Below are 18421 nucleotides of genomic sequence, written 5' to 3'. Positions count from 1 at the left end.
GGCGGCGGAGCCGGCAGGCGCCCGGGCGATCCGGCGGCCGAGCCTTCCGTGCCGGCGCGTGGCGGCGACCTGCCCGACGGGACGATGTTCGGCAACGAGCGCATCCTGTGCGGCTTGTGCCTCAAGTATCCGGATCTACTGGAACATCATGTCGAGCGCATCAGCACCGCCGGACTGAGCGATCCGCTGCATGCGCGCTTTCGCGACGAATTGTGCCGGATCGCCACCGAGCTTCAGGACATTCCGGTGAGCGCGTTCTTCGAAAGCCTGGATTCCAGTTTCTACCAGATCCTCTCGGAGGTCTTCGAGGAGGAGGCCGCCGGTGCCGCCGGCGCGGTCCGCGGCGATCCGAGGCTTCGCGCCCGGTTTCAGGATCTCAAGCAGCGTCTGCCGATCCTGCGCCACGAGCCGCCGCTCGACTTTATCGAGGACCTCTTCGCGCATTATCTCGACGCGCTGGAGGTGCGGGCGCTCGAACAGGAGCTCGAGGCGGAAATGGCCGCGCTGGAGGACGGGCTGGAGGAGGCCGACTGGCAGCGCATCCGCGCCCAGTCGCAGGACCTCGCCCGCCGGCGCGAGGAATGCGCCCGCGACGAGCAGGATTTGGCGGAAAAGGCCAAGAGCCTGCGGTCGTCCCGACAGACCGTCGCTGCGGGCGCGCTTCCGCCTGCCGTTGCGTCGTCGCGCTGAGGCGAGCGTGCGCGGCGGCGGCGCGCATCGCGGCTGGGGAAACGCCGGCCGAATCGATTGACGCGCGACGAATCACTCTTGCGAATCCGTCCTGTTGCGCTAAATACAGCTAAGTGACAGCGTCCCGAGCCGCGCCCGGCATAGTCCAATGCGAGACAGCCACCTAAGCGGCATGAAATCACCTTGCTGTCAGACGCCCTTTAGCGATGCCGCCTGCCGGCACGGTTGCGCGCGCGCGAAGCCGGAGCGGAATGCGGCTTGTCGAATCGATTTGCAGGGTTAAGTGGCACTTAACGGACACCGACTAGACATAGTGTAGCGAGGCCCGGTCGCGTTTTTGCAGACGCACCGGCTGAGGATAAACGTGCGTGGCGCGACGGCCTGCGGCGGCGATGGAAACCCGCGGCCGGGCGATGCGATCCGCACCGAGACGAAACGCGACAGCGCCAGGCCAAAGCGGCCGGCGGCGCCGGAGAACAATATGGCAGTGAAAGCAACCCAGGCGGACGAATCCCAGGAATCTTCCAGCGAGACGACCGACGGCCCCCTGCTCGATCTCTCCGATGCCGCCGTCAAGCGGATGATCAAGCTCGCCAAGAAGCGCGGCTATGTCACCTATGAAGAGCTGAACGAGGTTCTGCCGTCCGAGGAGGTCACCTCGGAGCAGATCGAGGACACGATGTCGATGCTGTCCGACATGGGCATCAACGTCATCGAGGAAGAAGAGGCCGAAGAGGCCGCCGGCGAGGGCGCTGCCGGGACCGATATCGTGGAGGCGGCGCCGACCGCCGTGGCCAAGACCACGACCAAGGAGCCGACCGACCGCACCGACGATCCCGTGCGCATGTATCTGCGCGAGATGGGCTCGGTGGAACTGCTGTCGCGCGAGGGCGAGATCGCCATCGCCAAGCGCATCGAGGCCGGCCGCGAGGCAATGATCGCCGGGCTGTGCGAAAGCCCGCTGACCTTCCAGGCGATCATCATCTGGCGCGACGAGCTGAACGAGGGCAAGGTCCTCCTGCGCGACATTATCGACCTGGAAGCGACCTATTCCGGCCCGGACTTCAAGCCCGAGGGCGCCGAGGAGGAAACCGACGGCGACGGGGAAGAAGGCGGCGAGGCTGCCTCCGGGGCGCAGGCCGGTGTTTCGGGCGGTGGACGTCCCGCGCCCGCCGCAGGCGGTGAGGCCAAGGCCGAGGGTGAAGCCGACGGCGAGAGCGACGGCGACGGTGACGACGACGACGAGTTCGAGGCCAACATCTCGCTCTCGGCGATGGAAGCCGAGCTGAAGCCGAAGGTGCTCGAGACCTTCGACAGCATTGCCGACGAATACAAGAAGCTGCGCCGCCTGCAGGACCAGCTTGTCGAGAACAAGCTTGCCAACAAGACGCTGACGCCGTCGCAGGAGCGCCGCTACAAGAAGCTCAAGGAAGACATCGTCGTCGATGTGAAGAGCCTGTCGCTCAACCAGCAGCGCATCGACAATCTGGTCGCGCAGCTCTACGACATCAACAAGCGGTTGATGGGCTACGAGGGGCGCCTGCTGCGCCTCGCCGACAGCCATGGCGTCGACCGCGGCGACTTCCTCAAGCAGTATCAGGGCAACGAGCTCGATCCGAACTGGATCCGCAAGGTCGCCAATCTGTCGTCCAAGGGCTGGAAGAATTTCGTCGCCGGCGAGAAGGAGGCGATCCGCGATCTCCGTCAGGAGATCCAGAATCTCGCCTCGCAGACCGGGCTGGAGACGACCGAGTTCCGCCGCATCGTGTCCATGGTGCAGAAGGGCGAGCGCGAGGCGCGCATCGCCAAGAAGGAAATGGTCGAGGCGAACCTGCGGCTCGTGATCTCGATTGCCAAGAAATACACCAACCGCGGCCTGCAGTTCCTGGATCTCATACAGGAAGGCAACATCGGGTTGATGAAGGCGGTCGACAAGTTCGAATACCGGCGCGGCTACAAGTTCTCCACCTATGCCACCTGGTGGATCCGGCAGGCGATCACCCGCTCGATCGCCGACCAGGCCCGCACCATCCGCATTCCGGTGCACATGATCGAGACGATCAACAAGATCGTGCGCACCTCGCGCCAGATGCTGCATGAGATCGGCCGCGAGCCGACGCCGGAAGAGCTGGCCGAAAAGCTGCAGATGCCGCTTGAGAAGGTCCGCAAGGTGCTCAAGATCGCCAAGGAGCCGATCTCGCTCGAAACGCCGATCGGCGACGAGGAAGACAGCCACCTCGGCGATTTCATCGAGGACAAGAACGCGGTGTTGCCGATCGACGCGGCGATCCAGTCGAACCTGCGCGAGACGACGACGCGCGTGCTCGCCTCGCTCACCCCGCGCGAGGAACGCGTGCTGCGCATGCGCTTCGGCATCGGCATGAACACCGATCACACGCTGGAAGAGGTCGGCCAGCAGTTCTCGGTCACCCGCGAACGTATCCGCCAGATCGAGGCCAAGGCGCTCAGGAAGCTCAAGCACCCGAGCCGCTCGCGCAAGCTGCGCTCGTTCCTCGACAGCTGATCGGGACGAAATGGACAAAAGGAAGTGGGTCACGGTTTTTATCGCGCTAGTGGCCCTCGTTCCTTTTGCATTGCTTTTAATTGATTTTTTCGTTCTTATGCGTTTTATATCGGGAAGTAGATTTGTTGTAAATAATATTTACTTTGATGCGACGTGGGATTTTGCATTATTATTGATAATATATTCTTTTTTCGGATTTTTTATATGTTTGCTTTCAGACGTTGATAAGAAAACAGGTTCTGGGAATTTTGATTATATTTTAGATAAATTTGAATCTCCTTTTATATTTGTGCGTTTTTTGTGTGCTGCATGGTTTGGATACATTGTCGCGACGTTTTTTGTTGGAATGGCAATTCCATATCTTTATTCACTTTCCTTTGGATACCCGGTTGCCCACATTCACACGATAAAATCTGAGGGCTATTCGAATCAAAGAGGGTGTCCCTCAGGTATGGTTCTCGCGGGAGAGAGTTTTGGGTCGATGCATTCCCTTTGCGATCTTGCGCCGGCTTTTCGGTCTCAACTCAAGCCGGGAATGAAAGTTCGTCTGTCCGGGCCGGGAACCTGGATGGGTGTGTTTTACGAAAAAATCGAAATCCTTGAGTGAACGGTGCGGCAATACGCTGCTTGGCGCGAGATCCGGGTGGAATGACGCCCGTATCCGGCGGCGACGCCGGGTTTAGGGCGTGGACGAAGCCTCGGCGACGTCGTCCTCCCGGAGGCAGTATGAGCTGCGATCCGCGGCCGGCGAGGCACGGTGGCGCGGAGGCCAACCCCTGAAACGGGTCGGCCATTGGGTCCCCGATACCGGGTTGCGCATCCGCTTGCCGGGCTGGGCGCGGAAAAGCAGTCTTCTCCTTCGTCATTTCCTTTACCCGGCCACAACGCCGGGTTTTTCATTTTGATGCCCCCTTCGGCTGCGTTATTGACTCCGTCAGGTCGCTCATCGAGCCTTGCGGCCTCGCATCTCCCCTGACCCGGCTTGCAGCCAGAAGGTGCCGTCCCCTTGGTTTCCCCGCCCCCAGACTTGCCCGAGATCGTGCCCGGCCCGGCGCCCGCGCGCGACGCGGAGCGGGCGGGTGGCAGGTTCTTTCTGGTCGGCGTGGCCGCATCGCTTCTGCTGCACGGGCTGATCGTCGCGGTGTTCATCGAGACGCCGCCCCGGAAGATGGAGACGCCGGAGATGGCGGCGCCCATCGAGGTGGTGCTGGTGCCGCCGCCGCCAGTCCCCGCGGCGGAGGAAGAACAGGCGGAGCCGCCGGCTCCGGAAGCGGAAGAGCCGGTACCGGAACCCGAAGCCGCGCCCGAGCCGGAACAGGAAGAAGAGCCGGAGCAGGAAGAAGAAGCGCCCGCGCCGGAACCGCAACCCTTGGCGGAGGAGGATGCGCCGGAGCCGGAGCAGCCCGAGCCCGAGACGCCGCCGGCATCGGTTCCGGACGCTGACAGCCTGCCAGTGCTGCAGCCGGTCGAAGAGTTCGCCGAGGAAGCAAGCGAGGCCGCCGGTGGCGAGGACGGCGAGCCGCGCGACGGCGCGAGCCTGCCGGAAGAGGAGCCGCGCCCGGACGATCCTGTTGGCGAGGACGGCGACGCCGAGGCGGTGGAGACGGCGGAGACGCAGCAGCCCGACGAGACGGCGGACGCCGCGACCGAGCCGGCACCGCAGACGCCGGACGAGACGGACGCCGGGACGCCTACGGAGACCGAGACCGATCCGTCTGCCACCGAAGAACCGTCGCCGGAAGACGCGCCGGCGGAGGAAACGTCCACCGGGGACGCATCGGTCGAAGAAACGTCGGCCGAGGAAGAGCCGGTTGCGGAGCCGGCTCCCGAGGAGACCTCGCCTGAGAGCGACATCGTCGCCGGTCCCGAGGCCGAGGGCGAGACCGCTCCGCTCGGCGACACGGCGGTGGAGGAGGCATCTCGCAGCGCGCCGGATGGAGAGGGCCTGTCGGGCGCCATTGCCACCACTCTGCCACGCGCCAAGCCGACACCGCCGCCGGAAGCGTTGCGAGCCGCGGAACGGGCGGCCGAGCAAGGCGATCTGCCGCCGGGCGTCCGCCTGCCGGCGCCGGCGACAGAGCCCGCGCGCCGACCCGGTGCGCCGCGTCTTGCGCGCTCGCGGGAGCTTTTCTCCGACCGGATCCTGGGAGATTCGCGCACGCGCACGGCGATGGCCGGCATGTCCGGGCCGCAGCGGCTCAATCTCCTGTGCCTGACGGAGCTGCGCGCCCAGATCCGCGACCTCTACCCCGACCGCCCGGCGGAAATCCTGCCCTCCTTCCGCCCGCAACCGGGGACGGTGCTCGCCCCCGTGCGCGCCGCCTACCGCTCGCGCGGCGTCTGGTACGACCTCGATTTCCGCTGCGAGACCGACCCGGCCGTCACGCGCGTGGAAGATTTCTCCTTCCGCGTCGGCCCGCCGGTGCCGCGAAGCCAGTGGCTGTCCCGCGGCTTCCCGCAGAACTGAGGGGAGGGGTTTGCGTGGCGCACGCCGCCGAGGTGAGGGGGCCCATGGGCGCCGGATTGCGGCTCACGCGCTGTATGGGAAGGGTGCCGAGCAGACCGAAGCCCTGCGCAGCGGTCCGTCATTGCCCGACCACCACGGCATCGCGAGAGGCGTCCGCCTTCGCCTCCACACCCCCTCTGTCTTGGCGTGGCGTGTCTCCCCCGGTCGTCACGACGTTTGCTGCACACACTGTCGTCATGCGGAGGATCGTCGTCATCTTTAATGCACGACTGAGAGACGAACTGGCCGCAATGAAATGATGACGGCGGTATGTGGGGCAGCGGTGAGAAACCTTCTGAAACCGGCTGTCGTTCCACGCACTACACGTTAAAATGGCGAGATGCGAGCCCAAGAGCAGCAGGCGAGGGGCGGAATTGGCGAGACAGAACGATGATCCGGGCTTGAAGGTCGCTTCAAGGGAAGACCTTGACGAATGGCTTAAGGGCAAGCCGTCCGACTGGGCACGAGCAATTGCCGTGCGCGCGGCGCTTAGGGTGTTTCCGCTTGTGCTCAGTGTCGTCCGTGTATCGAACGACGATGCGGGTCACGAAAAAGGACTGCAATTTGTAATTTTAACATTTCGCGCAGCTTTTATTTCGTGGGTATCGCTCTTTTTCAGGAGTATTTACTTCGAATCATTTTCGTTATTTGCGGCGAGGACAACATATGCGTCCGCTGAAAATACAGCCGCTGCTTACGCTGCAGCCGCAAGGGCTGTTTATGCGGCTTCAGATAACAATGCCGCAGCAGAGGTTTCCGCGAGCTCTGCCGCAGCAAGAGCCGCATTTGCAGCTGCTGCTGCAGCGGATGCGGCCACTGACATCTGGCGAAGCATTGATGCGGATGTGCGATGGCTTGAAGGTAACCGAAACCACTCTGTTCTGCTTGCACGAGAACCCCTCTGGTTGATCGAGGTGCGCGAGGACACGACATACCGCGCGAATTTTCCGTCTTGGGCGCGCGAACCCTTCGATGGATTTGCTGCGAGCGAGTACGTTACGAGAGGGTCTTGGAGACCGATCGTCGACTGGTACCGTGCTATCCTTCCGGACGGTCCGAACGGGCCCTCAAGCGACGCTTTTGGTGAGCAGACCGATATTACTATCGCAAACCAGCCACAAAAATTCTGGGAGCGCGATCCGCAAGAGGTGGTGACGGACATCGGGCGGATCGTGAAAGGCAGGTTGCCGCTGTTCACGCCGGAGTCGCCGGAGGTGGAGAACGGGCAAGAGCCGAGCTCTGGCGAAGAGGAGAGAGAGGCAGCATTAGGCCCGTCGGATGATTTCTTTCTGTCCTATGCCCATGCCGATCTCCCAGTGGCGCACCGGATTTCCGATACCCTTGAGGGAGCCGGGTTTACCGTTTTTTCCCAGTTCAACGACATGACCGCAGGCAAGAGTTTTGTTCGGGAAATGAACCGGGGATTGCTGGGAATGGGGCGGATGATCTCGGTCTACTCAGACGACTACTTCAACTCCAATCATTGCATGTCGGAGTGGGAGGCGGCCTATTTAATGGACCCCTCAGGCGAGAAGGGCAAGATCGTCCCCTTCATGGTGAAACCATGTGCGCCGTCGCCGCTCGCGAAACGTCTGGTGTGGACATCGTTGCTCGGTCTGTCGCCGGAAGAAGAACGTCGAGCGATCCTGAATGCGGTTCTGGGCACGCGCACCCCGCGCGAGCGGGCCGCGCAACGCCAGGCGATGAAGGCAGCGGCGAGCCCGGACGTGTCGACCGATGCGAGCGGCGATCGACTCGACGCGATGGCGAACGAAACGGTGGACGCCCCCTTCGCGGACATCGATCTTGCGCATTTGCCCGAATTGCTGCGTAGCCTGATCCAGACGGCGCTTGCCTCGATTGAAGGTAAAAACTGCTCCGCCGGATTTCGCGCTGCACTCAAAGCCTACAGTGAGGAACTGGCTGCACGCGGCACAACCTGCATCCCCGGCGTGTTGCGCGGGCAGATGGATTACATTGAGGCGGAGCTAGACGACCCCGATGCGAATCACTGGGTATCAGGGAAAGCGCTGGAAAAGACCCTCGAGAATATCCGTCAGGCACATGCGCGATTGATTGCCCATTACCCGTTGGATCAGGAGCGGGAGCGCTTGTTGCGTGCAATCGCGTTGGAGCCCGCGAAATACGAACCTGAGGCGAGCCAGGAACTCAGAAGAGAAGTTCTCAACGCGACGCGCGAGGCATATGACGCAGAACTCGTAACGGACGACTACAAGCGGGTTGTCGAGAACCGTGAGCGGGTTGCCCGCGATATTCTGGATCTGAGGACGCCGGAGCCGCCTTTCGCGGGCGATGAAGACTTTCGTCTTCGCGAGGTTGATCGCGCCCGCAGACTGCAGGACGCGAAGAAACGAACGCTCGCTCAACAGGCGGGGTTCGCCGACAAGTCACTGGAGGTCCTGGGCAAGATAACACGCCTTGCGGATTCCCCTTCCGCGCAACGCCTTGCCAAGGCACTTCAGGATTTCGCCGACTGGTTCTGGTGAGACCACCGTTCGTTCTATTTCCCGTCTCCTCCCACCTCCCTGTCCCGCTCGTAAAGCGTCATGCCTTGGAACGGTGGAAGCCAGGTCTCGCGGCGGGTCACCCAGAGTTCGTAGGTCGGGGTGAAGCGGTTCGGCTCGTCGAGGGCGCCGAGGTCGATGTTGATTTCATCGCCGCTTTTCGAAAAGACCGACGAACCGCAGGTCGGGCAGAAGCAGCGGCCGTCGTAGTCGCCAAAGGGGCCGTCGACCGTGACGGCGTCTTTCGGGTAGACGGCGGAGGCGTGAAACAGGGCGCCGTGGAACTTGCGGCAGTCGAGGCAGTGGCACAGGCCGACCCGATCCGGTTGGCCGCTTGCCGAAATCCGCAAGCCGCCGCAAAGGCATCCGCCGTTGATCCGGTCCATGTCGATGATCCATCCCGTGTGTCGACGGCGCCATCTGACCCGTATCGGTGCGAGAGATCAAATGCTTCGCACGGTCGGCAGGCGGGCGAGGGACGGGCGAGGGGCGGCCTGGCCAAGAGCGGGCGGGCAGGGGAAGGGGCCGAACCAGCGGATGCGTTCCGCTTTGCGCTTGATTTTCGCAAATATAACTATAAAACTAGTTTTATGGAAAAGACGAAGATCGACATCGAGGAAGCGGCTCAGGGTTTTGCGGCCATCGGATCGGAGGCGCGGCTTGCGGTCGTGCTCGCGCTTGTCCGGGCCGGGCGGGCGGGACTGACCGTCGGCGACATTCAGGCGCGCACCGGAATGGCCGCCTCGACGCTCGCCCATCACTTGAGGTTTCTCGCCGCCGGCGGACTGATCGCCCAGGAAAAATCCGGCCGCTCCGTCATCAACCGGGCCGACTTCGACCGGCTCAAGGATCTGGCAGGCTTCATCCTGTCGCAATGTTGCGCCGACGAATGGGTGCCGGGCGCGGACCAGAAGGACACGACCGATGGCTGACACGATGAGCGACGTCGCGGGCAAGACCGGCTGCTGCGGCCCGAAAGCCGAGGCCGTCGCAGCGCCGGTCGCCGCCGCCCGGAGGCCGCGGGTATCCTGGCGGGGGCTGAAACCCTGGCTGCTGACGCCCTGGAGCCTTGTCGTTGCCTTGCCGCTTCTGGTCCTGATGCTCGATCCGGGCGAGGCAGCCGGCATCATGACCTTCGCGCTGCGGGCCTTCGCGACGACGCTTCCCTATGTGGCGGGCGCGGTGCTTTTGATCGCCTGGATGAAGGCGACCGGCGCGCAAGCGCTGGTCGGGCGCGCTTTCGAGGGTCGCGAGACGCAGGCGATCCTGCTGGCGGCGCTGTTCGGCGGGCTGGCGCCTTTCTGCTCCTGTCAGGTCGTGCCGTTCATCGCCGGGTTGCTCGCCGTCGGCGCGCCCTTGCCGGCGATCATGGCGTTCTGGCTGTCATCGCCGCTGATCGATCCGCCGACGCTCTTGATCACGGCGGCCGCGCTCGGCTGGCCCTTCGCCATTGCCAAGGCGGTCTTTGCCGTCGCGCTCGGACTGTTCGGCGGCTTCGCGGTCAAGGCGATGGCGGCGGGCGGGGCCTTCGCCAATCCCGCGCGGCCGATCCGGGCGGGCGGATGCTGCAGCAAGCAAGCACCTGGCGGAGCGCCGCAGTGGCGCTTTTGGAGCGAGGCGCCGCGGCGCGCCGTCTTCGGCGAGGAATTGCGGGTCAATGCGCTCTTCCTGGCGAAGTGGCTGGCGCTTGCCTATGTGCTGGAGGCGTTGCTCGTCACCTATGTGCCCGCCGACCTGATCGCCCGGGTCATCGGCGGCGGCGGCGCGGTTTCCATCGTGCTTGCAGCCCTCGTCGGCATGCCGGCCTATCTCAACAGCTATGTGGCGCCGCCGCTTCTGGCCGGTCTCGTCGAACAGGGCATGTCGTCTGGAGCAGCCATGGCCTTCATGATCGCCGGCGCGGTCAGCTCCGTGCCGGCGATGGCCGCGGTGTGGTCGCTCGTTCGCCTGCCGGTCTTTGCCACCTATATCGGCCTCGGCCTGGTCGGCGCGATTGCCTCGGGGCTGCTGTTTCAGGCGCTCATGACCGCAGTGCTTTGATGCGGCGACGACGGGCTTGCCATTCGCGGGCGCGGACGGCACTCTCCGCCGCATTCCGCTCCAACCCATTTCCGGATGTTTCCATGACCGTCGACACCACCCGCGCGCTGATCGAGACCTATTTCGCCGCCTTCAACGCCGGCGACACGGACAAGATGGCAAGCCTCGTCACCGAGGATCTTGCCCATGACGTCAACCAGGGCGAGCGGCGCGAGGGACGCGAGGCGTTCCGGGCGTTCAACGCGCATATGACGCGCTGCTACCGCGAGGAACTGTCGCAGATGGTGATCTTCGTCGCCGAAGGCGGCGCGCGGGCTGCGGCCGAGTTCATCGTCTCGGGCACCTATCTCGTGACCGACGAGGGGCTGCCGGAGGCGAAGGGGCAGACCTATCGCCTGCCGGCCGGCTCCTTCTTCGAGATCCGCGACGGCCAGATCGCGCGCATCACCACCTATTACAATCTCACCGACTGGAGCGCCCAGGTCGTCGGCTGAGGCCGGCTGCCGCCGCTCATGCCTTCTTGCGCGGTCGCGAGAACACCATCTTCTGGTTCGCCAGAAGCTCCGGCGGCCCGGACCAGGCGTAGGCGAGCAGCGCCGGTTCGGTCTTCGACACCGTGATGCGGTGGGTGTGTTCGGGCGGGTTGAAGATCATCGACCCCGGCGCATAGACGCCCTGGTGGTTTTCCGAGACGCTGCCCGACAGGCAGATGTAGCTTTCCGAAATCCGGTCGTGGGCATGGGCCGGATAGGTGCAGCCCGGCGCGAACAGCACGAGACCGAGGATCACCTCGTTGGTCAGGACGGGGCCGTTCGGCCCGCAGACCTCCGCATAGGCGAAGGTCTTTTCCAGCCCCTTGGGGATCTTCTCGTAGCCATATTGCCAGACCAGTTGCGCAGAGATCGATTCCACCGCGCGGATGAAGGTTGCGGTGCGCTCCTGCCGGCCCTCGTCGAGGGCGCGTTTCAAATGCGCGGTCACCGGCTTTTGCGCCGGCTCGCCGAAGCGCACCGTGGCGTTCGACTTGAGCACCCGGCTGATCGCCTCGCGCACGCCGCGCTGATGGGCGCGGATCTTGTCGCTGCCGCCCGACGACATGTGGCGGTAGAGTTCATAGTACTCGCGAAGCAGATAGCCGAGGTCGGGGATCTCGGCGAGGGTGGTTTCGCTCATGTCGGTGCGGCTCCGGATCGGCGTCCGGCGGGCGCCGGCGGTTGTGGTTTCCAGGATACGGTGCCGCGACACGGGCCTGTGGGCAAGCGGGAGTTTCACGCAGCGCGCGTCTGGTCGCGCTCGGTCGGCGACGGTTAGGCTTTGCCAATGACGGGCGCGGATCAATCGGGGAGGATGGCGGCATGAAGGTGATTGTGGTCGGGGCCGGTGTTTCGGGGCTGTGCACTGCCTGGGCGCTGGTGAAAAAGGGCGTCGAGGTCACGCTGCTGGAACAGGGACCGATCCCCAATCCGCTGTCGGCCTCCGGCGACCAGCATCGCATCATCCGCCGGGCCTATGGCGGTCAGACCGGCTACCAGCGGCGCATCGGCGCGGCCTATGAGGCCTGGGACGCGCTGTGGGACGACCTCGGCGCCAAGCATCTGGTCGACACCGGCTTTCTGATTGTCTCGCAAACGGGACGCGACGAGGCGGTCGACTATCGCCAGGGGCTGGTCGATGGCGGCTTTCCGGTGGAGGACCTGTCGCCGACGGACGCGGCAGCGCGCTATCCGTTCCTCGATGCCGGCACGATCCACAGCGCCGCCTTCAGCCCGGAAGGCGGGGTGCTTTTGTGCCAGAGGGTTGCGGTGGGCCTTCGCGACTGGTTGCGACGGGCTGGGGCGGATGTGCGCGAGACCACGAAGGTCTCGGCAGTCGATACGGACAATGGCCGGGTCACGCTGGCAACTGGCGAGGCGCTTGTCGCCGATCATGTTGTCGTCACCGCCGGCGCCTGGGTGCTGGACCTCATTCCGGCCCTTGCGGCCTCGCTGACGAGCTACCGCACGGCGGTTGCCTATCTCGCCCCGCCGGAGGATCTGCGCGCCGCCTGGGAGGCCGCGCCCGCGATCCTCGACGTCGGCGGCACGGTTGACGGCTATGTGCTGCCGCCGGTGGCGGGTACGGGGCTGAAGGTGGGCGCGGGCGTTCACAAGGTGCCGTGCAAGGCCGACGACCGGCGCGTGCCGGAGCCGGGCGAGGGAGAGCGGATCCGCGATCTCTTCGGTCCGCCGTTCGCACGCATCGGCGACTATCGCGTCACCGAGGTGGTGACCTGCGCCTATACGTTTACCCGCGACGAGCATTTCTTTGCCAAGCTTTCCCCGCGCGCGACCATCGTCTCGGCCTGCTCGGGGCATGGCTACAAGTTCGGTGCGGCGGTGGGGCGCTGCGTGGCGCAAGGCGTGGTATCGGGAGATCGCGAGGCGATGCGCAGCTGGCTTGAGGCGCGCGACTGACGCCGCCGAACGGCAAAAGAAAAGGGCGGCATCGCTGCCGCCCTTGATATCGTCTTGCAGGTTGGACCGCCCGGCTCAGCCGGCGTTGCTCCGTCCGTCCTTCACCGCATCGAGAATGAAGCGGGGCAGGGCGAAGGCGGCGGCATGCACCTCCGGCGTGTAGTAGCGCGTGTCGAGGCCGGCGGCCTCGAAGCGGCGGGTCAGTTCATCCACCGGCACCTTGCGCAGATCCGCGTTGTCGGTGGCCCAGCCAAGCGCCATGTGGCCGCCGAAATAGGTCGGAATGGCCGCGACATAGGCGTAGGCGTCTTTGTAGATCTTCGAGAAGTGCCGGATCGAGCCGACAAGCTCCTCGCGCTGCAGGAAGGGAACGCCGTTTTGCGTGACCAGCACGCCGCCGGGCTTCAGGCAGCGATGCACCGCGCGGTAGAACTCTTGCGTGAAGAGCACCGCGCCCGGTCCCATCGGATCGGTGCTGTCGACCATCACGACGTCGAAACGCCGGTCGGTCTCGGCGACGAAACGCGCGCCGTCGGCAATCACCAGATCGAAACGCTCGTCCTCGAAGACGGGCGCATTGAACTCGGCGAAATGCTCCTTGGAGAAATCCACCACCGCGCCGTCGATCTCGACCTGCGTCAGCCGCTCGATGCCGGGATGCTTCAACGCTTCCTCGGCCATGCCGCAGTCGCCGCCGCCGACGATCAGCACCTCGGATGCCGCGCCATGGGCCAGGATCGGCACATGCGCCATCATCTCGTGGTAGATGAATTCGTCCGCGGTCGTCACCTGGGTGATGCCGTCCAGCATCAGCACCTTTCCGAAGACCGGGTTCTCGAAGAGAACCAGGTCCTGATGCTCGGAACGATCCTGATACAGGATGGTGTCGCAGCCGTAGTTCACCTCGACGCCGGGATAGAGCGTCTCGTTGAAGACGAGCCCGCCGCTCATGCGACCTCCTTGCCGCGAAGCAGTTCGCTCACTTCCGTGCGCCCGGGCGTGAAGGCGCGCTTGAGCACCTCGACGCATTTTTCAGGCATCGCGTCGCCGCACATGAAGACGTCGAAGGCGGCATAGCCGGCCTCGGGCCACGTGTGCACCGAGATGTGGCTTTCCGCCAGCACCGCGACACCGCTCACGCCTTCCGGCTGAAACGGATGCAGATGAATGTGCAGCAAGGTCGCACCGGCCTCCTTCACGCAGGTCCTGAGCGCTTCCTCGATGTAAGGAAGATCGTCAAGACGCTCCGCGTCGTAGAGATCGATGATCAGATGCGATCCCGCACAGCGCACGCCGTCCTTCTCGATGAAATGGTCGAGCCGGTCGTCTTGCGCATGAGATGCAGGCGCGGATACTTGAGTGGTGTCTTCCGTATGGGTGGTGCTTCTTGGCTCGACGAAGGTGGACGTGTCCACGGCTTCTCTTTCACGAGCCTCCAAGTCCATCCCCAATTGGAAGAGGCCGTCGTCAGACATGGCGGTCTCCCCAACCAGTAGATGAAACCCGGGTTCAGTCCCGAACGCGTAGGCTCTAAGGTGTTTCGGGTTTAAATGCAATGCGAATTTCGCATTTCCGGCATGCAGATAATGGATGTCGCCCTGCTCACAAGGAAAAGCGGCGAGAAAAGATGGCTTTGCGGATTGTTTCTTTGACGGCTAGCGAAATCGAAGGCGTGCTTCCCGAACTTGCCAAATTGAGGGTCGGCGTTTTTCAGGACTGGCCGTATCTTTATCAAGGATCTCTCGACTACGAAAAAGATTATCTTGCCCGATATGCCCGTTCGCGAGGCGCCGTCGTCGTTGCCGCATTTGCCGGAACAGATCTCGTCGGGGCGGCGACTGGACAGCCGCTGGCCGGCGAGGTCGACGACTTTTGCGCACCCTTTGCCGAAGCGGGACTTGACCCGGCGGATTATTTTTACCTTGCGGAATCCGTTCTCGAGCCCGCCTATCGCGGCCAGGGGGTGGGACATGCGTTCTTCGACCAGCGCGAGGCCCATGCCCGAAGGCTCGGCTTCGACCGGGCGGCCTTTTGCGCGGTGATCCGCGACGATGCCGACCCGCGCAAGCCTGTGGATTACCGCCCGCTCGATCCGTTCTGGCAAAAGCGGGGCTACCGGCCGGTTCCGGGCCTGACCGTCGGCTTCGACTGGCCGGATCTCGGCGAGACGCAGATGAGCCGCAAGCGGCTTCAGGTCTGGGCGCGCGACGGATTGGGCACCGGAAAATGAAAAGGCGCGGGTCCCTGCGGGCCCGCGTCCAGACTGATGACGAAGGGCGAATGCTCTTTTGCGTCATACCGGGCAAGCGCAAGCGCGACCCGGTATCGGAGAGCCAAAAGCCTACCCATTTTAGTGGGGTGCCAGCCGTGAAACCGTGCCGCCCCGATCCCGGATCGCAGCTCACGCCGCGTCCGGGATGACCAATTTGCTGCGTTTGTCATCAATCTCAGACGCGGGTCCCTGCGGGCCCGCGTCTGAGGTCTCGTCGGTTGGTGGTCCAAGGCAAAAAGCCTTACTGGTCCAGTTCCCAGGTCACATTGACGCGCACCTGAAGGCTGGTCTCGCCCGCCTCGATCGGCGCGGGGGCGCCGTCTGCCGCCATTTCCGCGCGGGCCATCATCATCTGCGGACGCGGACCGCCGAAATCCTGTTCGTTGATCGACAGCACGCGGCCGAGCTGGACCCCGGCGACTTCGGCAAAGAGATTCGCCTTGCGCATGGCGTCCGCCATCGCGGCCTTGCGGGCCTCGTCCTTCAGGCTGTCGGCCTCGCTGACGATGAAGGAGATGCCGCCGACCTGGTTGGCGCCGTCGCGCACCATCGCATCCAGCAGCGCGCCGAGATTGGCAAGATCGCGCACCCGGACCGACACATTGTTGGAGACGCGGTAGCCGATGATTTCCGAGCGGTAGTCGCCAGGCTCCGTATCCTTCAGCCGGCGATAGCGCGGGGAAACGGAAAAGCCCGAGGTCTGGATGTCGCGGCCCTCGATGCCGGCGTCCTTGATGCGCGCGACCACCGCGCTCATGGCGGCCGTATTGGCCGTCATGGCCTCGCCGGCGGTCTCGGCATCGCTGACGACGCCGCTTTGCACCATCGCCATGTCGGGGGCGGCGGAGACGCTGGCCTGGCCTACCATGTCGATGGTGGCGATGCGGCGAGGGTCATCGGCGCGGGCCGCGCCGGCGCCGAGTGCAAGGGCGATGGCGCAGGCGGCGACGAGAGAGCGGCGGGTGGACAAACGCATGATTTTACTCCTGACAAGCCCCGGAAGCGGGGAAGAACGGGAGCGACCTTTTCCGCCAAATGCGGCGGGCGAAAGGCAAGGTTCAGCTCTCCTTCGGGGAGCCGTTCAGCGCGATCGGCTCGCCGACGTCGCCATCGGCGGACAGCAGCACGGCAATCGGTCGCGATCCGGGAAACTGCGCGCAGATGATCAGCACCATCACCGTCAGCGGCACGCAGAGCACCATGCCGGTCACGCCCCAGATCGCGCCCCAGAAGGCGAGCGACAGCATGATGACGAGGCCCGACATGTTCAGGCTGTTGCCCATCAGCCGCGGCTCCAGAAGATTGCCGATGGAGAACTGGATGGTGCCGAGGCCCAGGCTGATGATGAAGAACGGCGTCAGCGTGTCGAAATAGACCAGCGCCAGCAGGCTCGGGAAGATCACCGAGATCAGCGAGCCGATGGTCGGTATGTAGTTCAGCAGGAAGGCGATGAAGCCGAAGAGTGCGGCATAGGGCAAGCCGAGCAGCACCAGAAGGCCGCTGGTCAACAGGCCGGTGAGCGCGCTCACCGCCGTCTTGATGCCGAGATAGTGACGCAGCGCCTCGGTGATGCGGTCGCGCACCTTGAACACCATCTCGGCGCGGTCCGGCGACACGAACAGACGCGCCATCTTGCGGTCGAAGGTGGATTGTTCCAGCAGCAGGAACAGAACATAGATGAACACCAGCGAGGCCGAGCCGGCGATGGTGGTGATGGCGTTGGCGCCGGCCGCGATCGCCTGGTCGAAGGCATTGTCCGGCATGAGATCGCGCAGGGCCAGCGGATCGGCTAGGCCGAAGCGGGTCGAATAGGTTTTCAGCAGCGCGTCGAGCCGGGCCTGATAAACCGGCGCGTCGCGGGCAAGCTCGGTCAGATTGGCGGTGACGATATCGACCACGATCGCGGAAATTCCGAAGATCACCGCAAGCGCGGCGGGTAGGGCGACCGCCCGGGGCAGATGCCAGGGGCCGAAGGGAATGGAGCGGACGGCGGCCGACAGCGCGTTGATCAGATACCAGACCAGCAGCGCGATGACGAACGGCAGCAGCAACGCGCGACCGATCACCAGCAGCCAGCCGATCAGCGAGATCGAGACGAGAACGAGCGCGACAGTGGCTGGAAAACGAGGCATGGCGTCCCTCTCGCGCGCGGCGTCCCCGCGCATCGCGTCGTGCCAGGGGCGGAAAATCCTGACCGGTTTGCTTTTGGCGCGCTTCGGGACGGATTGCAACCGGCGCCGGGACACGCGGCCATGCGCCGGGCTTTCGCACCGATCGCCGCCCGGCGCCGCCATGCCCCGCGCGGCGGCGCGGGACGTGGCGCCCTTTGGCCCGGCGGCGAAGGCCGCGATCCCGGCCGTCCTGTCGACCGCGCCGCGCCCCGCGCGTCGGCCGCGCGAGATCATGCGCCCCCTGCGCTCCGCGCGCGAAACCGTGCCCGGCGCGCCTCGCGCGCGAAACCGAACCCAGTGCGCCTCGCGCGCGAAACCGTGGAAGCACGCCCGCCGACGCAGCGGCCTTCTTGTCAGCCCTCGTCGAGGTGGGGTAGGAAGACGTGCGCATCGGAGAAACACACTCGCCGCTGCCGGGCCTGTAGCTCAATTGGTTAGAGCCGTCCGCTCATAACGGATTGGTTGGGGGTTCGAGTCCCTCCGGGCCCACCATCTTCTCTTTGTCCGATCCGGAGACATAGGTAACGGTTTGTACCGGAGACATGGGTTACAACCTCGTGCCGAACGGGTTGTCGATTGTTTGTAGTGTTCTCTGCTCCAAGTGTAGCGCGCAAAAACAAATGGCGCAGCGCGCAAGATCAAATGGCAACCGATTTCGGGTCGGGAAGCGCTATTTGAAGGCCGATCAAACCACCTTCAATCGATGATCCCTTCCGCCCTCATGATCCGCTCCACAAGTCCACAGTGAGAGCTGCCGGGTTGATGGCGGATGAATGCGCCTTGCGACATGGCGCGTTCAACAGCTCCCCAGGTCACAGGTTCCAGTGCATCGTATTTAAGGAAGTAGGCTTCCAACCGATCCGTCTCGACATCGATCCGGCAATGGTCGATAGCACCGATATAGTAAGCGACCGTTTCCAGGCGCTTCATCGTGCTGGCATCGGGCATGGCCAACAGGCTCGATGCGCTCAGAACCAAGCCGGTGGTTGCTGCAACTATCGATCGGCAAATCATGGTCTCGTCGGTCCTTGCGCAATGTCGGGACGATACAACCTGTCAATCGAGAGACCCTCTCACGACCCGTGTCACTGTCGCAAGATCCTCCCGCCCAAGAGTGTGATCTAGGTGTGGTTTCTCAGAAGGTCATTCACCCTTTGGAGGGGCGGCAGGCCGTTGAGAGCGGAGTGTTGTCTTGCCCGGTTGAACCAGTCAAGCCATCTGGGGAGGTCCGCGTTTCGGG

General features: G+C 64.1%; 16 protein-coding genes, 1 tRNA gene and 1 pseudogene. 11 read left to right on the top strand and 7 right to left on the bottom strand.

The window, feature by feature from the left end; translation table 11 throughout:
• The 5 genes and pseudogenes from LC092_RS20255 to LC092_RS20235 form a co-directional block, all read left to right on the top strand.
• Nucleotides 1-690, top strand: a pseudogene (locus tag LC092_RS20255) (DNA primase); the annotation flags it as partial.
• Nucleotides 691-1171: 481 nt separating this feature from the next.
• Nucleotides 1172-3214: an RNA polymerase sigma factor RpoD gene (rpoD, locus tag LC092_RS20250; protein ID WP_224809460.1), complete on the top strand. Its 2043-nt coding sequence runs from the start codon at nt 1172-1174 to the stop codon at nt 3212-3214.
• 10 nt (nt 3215-3224) lie between these two features.
• Nucleotides 3225-3821 carry a hypothetical protein gene (locus tag LC092_RS20245; protein ID WP_224809458.1) on the top strand — a complete coding sequence of 199 codons (597 nt, stop codon included), beginning with the start codon at nt 3225-3227 and terminating at the stop codon, nt 3819-3821.
• Between the two features lie 399 nt (nt 3822-4220).
• Complete coding sequence (locus LC092_RS20240) at nt 4221-5681, top strand: DUF930 domain-containing protein (protein WP_224809457.1); 1461 nt, start codon at nt 4221-4223, stop codon at nt 5679-5681.
• A gap of 413 nt (nt 5682-6094) precedes the next feature.
• Complete coding sequence (locus LC092_RS20235; RefSeq protein ID WP_224809456.1) at nt 6095-8227, top strand: toll/interleukin-1 receptor domain-containing protein; 2133 nt, start codon at nt 6095-6097, stop codon at nt 8225-8227.
• A gap of 14 nt (nt 8228-8241) precedes the next feature.
• On the opposite strand, the gene LC092_RS20230 is transcribed toward LC092_RS20235, so the two are convergent.
• A complete protein-coding gene (locus LC092_RS20230; RefSeq protein ID WP_224809455.1) occupies nt 8242-8631 on the bottom strand; it encodes a GFA family protein in 390 nt (129 codons plus the stop codon).
• A 204-nt stretch (nt 8632-8835) separates the two neighbouring features.
• Between LC092_RS20230 and LC092_RS20225 the strand changes: the two genes are divergently transcribed.
• The 3 genes from LC092_RS20225 to LC092_RS20215 all read left to right on the top strand — a co-directional run bounded on the left by LC092_RS20225 (nt 8836) and on the right by LC092_RS20215 (nt 10779).
• Nucleotides 8836-9177: an ArsR/SmtB family transcription factor gene (locus LC092_RS20225; RefSeq protein ID WP_263627232.1), complete on the top strand. Its 342-nt coding sequence runs from the start codon at nt 8836-8838 to the stop codon at nt 9175-9177.
• Nucleotides 9170-10285, top strand: coding sequence for a permease (locus LC092_RS20220; protein ID WP_224809454.1), 1116 nt, complete (start codon nt 9170-9172; stop codon nt 10283-10285). The genes LC092_RS20225 and LC092_RS20220 overlap by 8 nt, the downstream gene beginning before the upstream one ends.
• Before the next feature lie 83 nt (nt 10286-10368).
• Nucleotides 10369-10779 carry a ketosteroid isomerase-related protein gene (locus tag LC092_RS20215; RefSeq protein WP_224809453.1) on the top strand — a complete coding sequence of 137 codons (411 nt, stop codon included), beginning with the start codon at nt 10369-10371 and terminating at the stop codon, nt 10777-10779.
• Nucleotides 10780-10795: 16 nt separating this feature from the next.
• On the opposite strand, the gene LC092_RS20210 is transcribed toward LC092_RS20215, so the two are convergent.
• Nucleotides 10796-11458 carry a dimethylsulfonioproprionate lyase family protein gene (locus LC092_RS20210; RefSeq protein WP_224809452.1) on the bottom strand — a complete coding sequence of 221 codons (663 nt, stop codon included), beginning with the start codon at nt 11456-11458 and terminating at the stop codon, nt 10796-10798.
• A gap of 182 nt (nt 11459-11640) precedes the next feature.
• On the opposite strand from LC092_RS20210, the gene LC092_RS20205 reads away from it, so the two are divergent.
• Complete coding sequence (locus LC092_RS20205) at nt 11641-12738, top strand: NAD(P)/FAD-dependent oxidoreductase (protein ID WP_224809451.1); 1098 nt, start codon at nt 11641-11643, stop codon at nt 12736-12738.
• Between the two features lie 75 nt (nt 12739-12813).
• On the opposite strand, the gene speE is transcribed toward LC092_RS20205, so the two are convergent.
• Together speE and speD are read right to left on the bottom strand one after the other, a co-directional pair.
• The gene (speE, locus tag LC092_RS20200) at nt 12814-13689 is read right to left on the bottom strand and encodes a polyamine aminopropyltransferase (RefSeq protein ID WP_224809450.1); all 876 of its coding nucleotides are present in this window, start codon (nt 13687-13689) and stop codon (nt 12814-12816) included.
• The gene (gene speD, locus LC092_RS20195; protein WP_224809448.1) at nt 13686-14213 is read right to left on the bottom strand and encodes an adenosylmethionine decarboxylase; all 528 of its coding nucleotides are present in this window, start codon (nt 14211-14213) and stop codon (nt 13686-13688) included. The genes speE and speD overlap by 4 nt, the downstream gene beginning before the upstream one ends.
• An 80-nt stretch (nt 14214-14293) precedes the next feature.
• On the opposite strand from speD, the gene LC092_RS20190 reads away from it, so the two are divergent.
• Complete coding sequence (locus LC092_RS20190) at nt 14294-14968, top strand: GNAT family N-acetyltransferase (protein ID WP_318245937.1); 675 nt, start codon at nt 14294-14296, stop codon at nt 14966-14968.
• A 283-nt stretch (nt 14969-15251) separates the two neighbouring features.
• Here LC092_RS20190 and LC092_RS20185 read toward each other — a convergent pair whose 3' ends face one another.
• Nucleotides 15252-15986 (bottom strand): SIMPL domain-containing protein, encoded by a 735-nt coding sequence (locus LC092_RS20185; protein ID WP_224809447.1) that lies wholly within the window; start codon nt 15984-15986, stop codon nt 15252-15254.
• An 82-nt stretch (nt 15987-16068) separates the two neighbouring features.
• Nucleotides 16069-17142, bottom strand: a complete 1074-nt coding sequence (locus LC092_RS20180) for an AI-2E family transporter (protein WP_224809445.1) — start codon at nt 17140-17142, stop codon at nt 16069-16071.
• Between the two features lie 454 nt (nt 17143-17596).
• Between LC092_RS20180 and LC092_RS20175 the strand changes: the two genes are divergently transcribed.
• A tRNA-Ile gene (locus LC092_RS20175) sits at nt 17597-17673 on the top strand.
• Between the two features lie 204 nt (nt 17674-17877).
• On the opposite strand, the gene LC092_RS20170 is transcribed toward LC092_RS20175, so the two are convergent.
• On the bottom strand, nt 17878-18129 hold the full coding sequence (locus tag LC092_RS20170; protein WP_224809443.1) for a hypothetical protein: 252 nt from the start codon (nt 18127-18129) through the stop codon (nt 17878-17880).
• Between the last annotated feature and the right edge of the window lie 292 nt (nt 18130-18421).

The organism is Stappia stellulata, from assembly GCF_020176715.1.
Lineage (GTDB): Bacteria > Pseudomonadota > Alphaproteobacteria > Rhizobiales > Stappiaceae > Stappia.
This window is presented reverse-complemented; position numbering and strand designations above follow the sequence as displayed.

Bases quoted from the DNA above. Each gene is read 5' to 3' on its own strand.
- speE (WP_224809450.1), bottom strand. From the start codon at position 13,689: ATGAGCGGCGGGCTCGTCTTCAACGAGACGCTCTATCCCGGCGTCGAG.
- LC092_RS20230 (WP_224809455.1), bottom strand. From the start codon at position 8,631: ATGGACCGGATCAACGGCGGATGCCTTTGCGGCGGCTTGCGGATTTCG.
- LC092_RS20220 (WP_224809454.1), top strand. From the start codon at position 9,170: ATGGCTGACACGATGAGCGACGTCGCGGGCAAGACCGGCTGCTGCGGC.
- LC092_RS20210 (WP_224809452.1), bottom strand. From the start codon at position 11,458: ATGAGCGAAACCACCCTCGCCGAGATCCCCGACCTCGGCTATCTGCTT.
- LC092_RS20185 (WP_224809447.1), bottom strand. From the start codon at position 15,986: ATGCGTTTGTCCACCCGCCGCTCTCTCGTCGCCGCCTGCGCCATCGCC.
- LC092_RS20215 (WP_224809453.1), top strand. From the start codon at position 10,369: ATGACCGTCGACACCACCCGCGCGCTGATCGAGACCTATTTCGCCGCC.
- LC092_RS20190 (WP_318245937.1), top strand. From the start codon at position 14,294: ATGCGAATTTCGCATTTCCGGCATGCAGATAATGGATGTCGCCCTGCT.
- speD (WP_224809448.1), bottom strand. From the start codon at position 14,213: ATGTCTGACGACGGCCTCTTCCAATTGGGGATGGACTTGGAGGCTCGT.
- rpoD (WP_224809460.1), top strand. From the start codon at position 1,172: ATGGCAGTGAAAGCAACCCAGGCGGACGAATCCCAGGAATCTTCCAGC.
- LC092_RS20170 (WP_224809443.1), bottom strand. From the start codon at position 18,129: ATGCCCGATGCCAGCACGATGAAGCGCCTGGAAACGGTCGCTTACTAT.
- LC092_RS20205 (WP_224809451.1), top strand. From the start codon at position 11,641: ATGAAGGTGATTGTGGTCGGGGCCGGTGTTTCGGGGCTGTGCACTGCC.
- LC092_RS20180 (WP_224809445.1), bottom strand. From the start codon at position 17,142: ATGCCTCGTTTTCCAGCCACTGTCGCGCTCGTTCTCGTCTCGATCTCG.
- LC092_RS20245 (WP_224809458.1), top strand. From the start codon at position 3,225: ATGGACAAAAGGAAGTGGGTCACGGTTTTTATCGCGCTAGTGGCCCTC.
- LC092_RS20225 (WP_263627232.1), top strand. From the start codon at position 8,836: ATGGAAAAGACGAAGATCGACATCGAGGAAGCGGCTCAGGGTTTTGCG.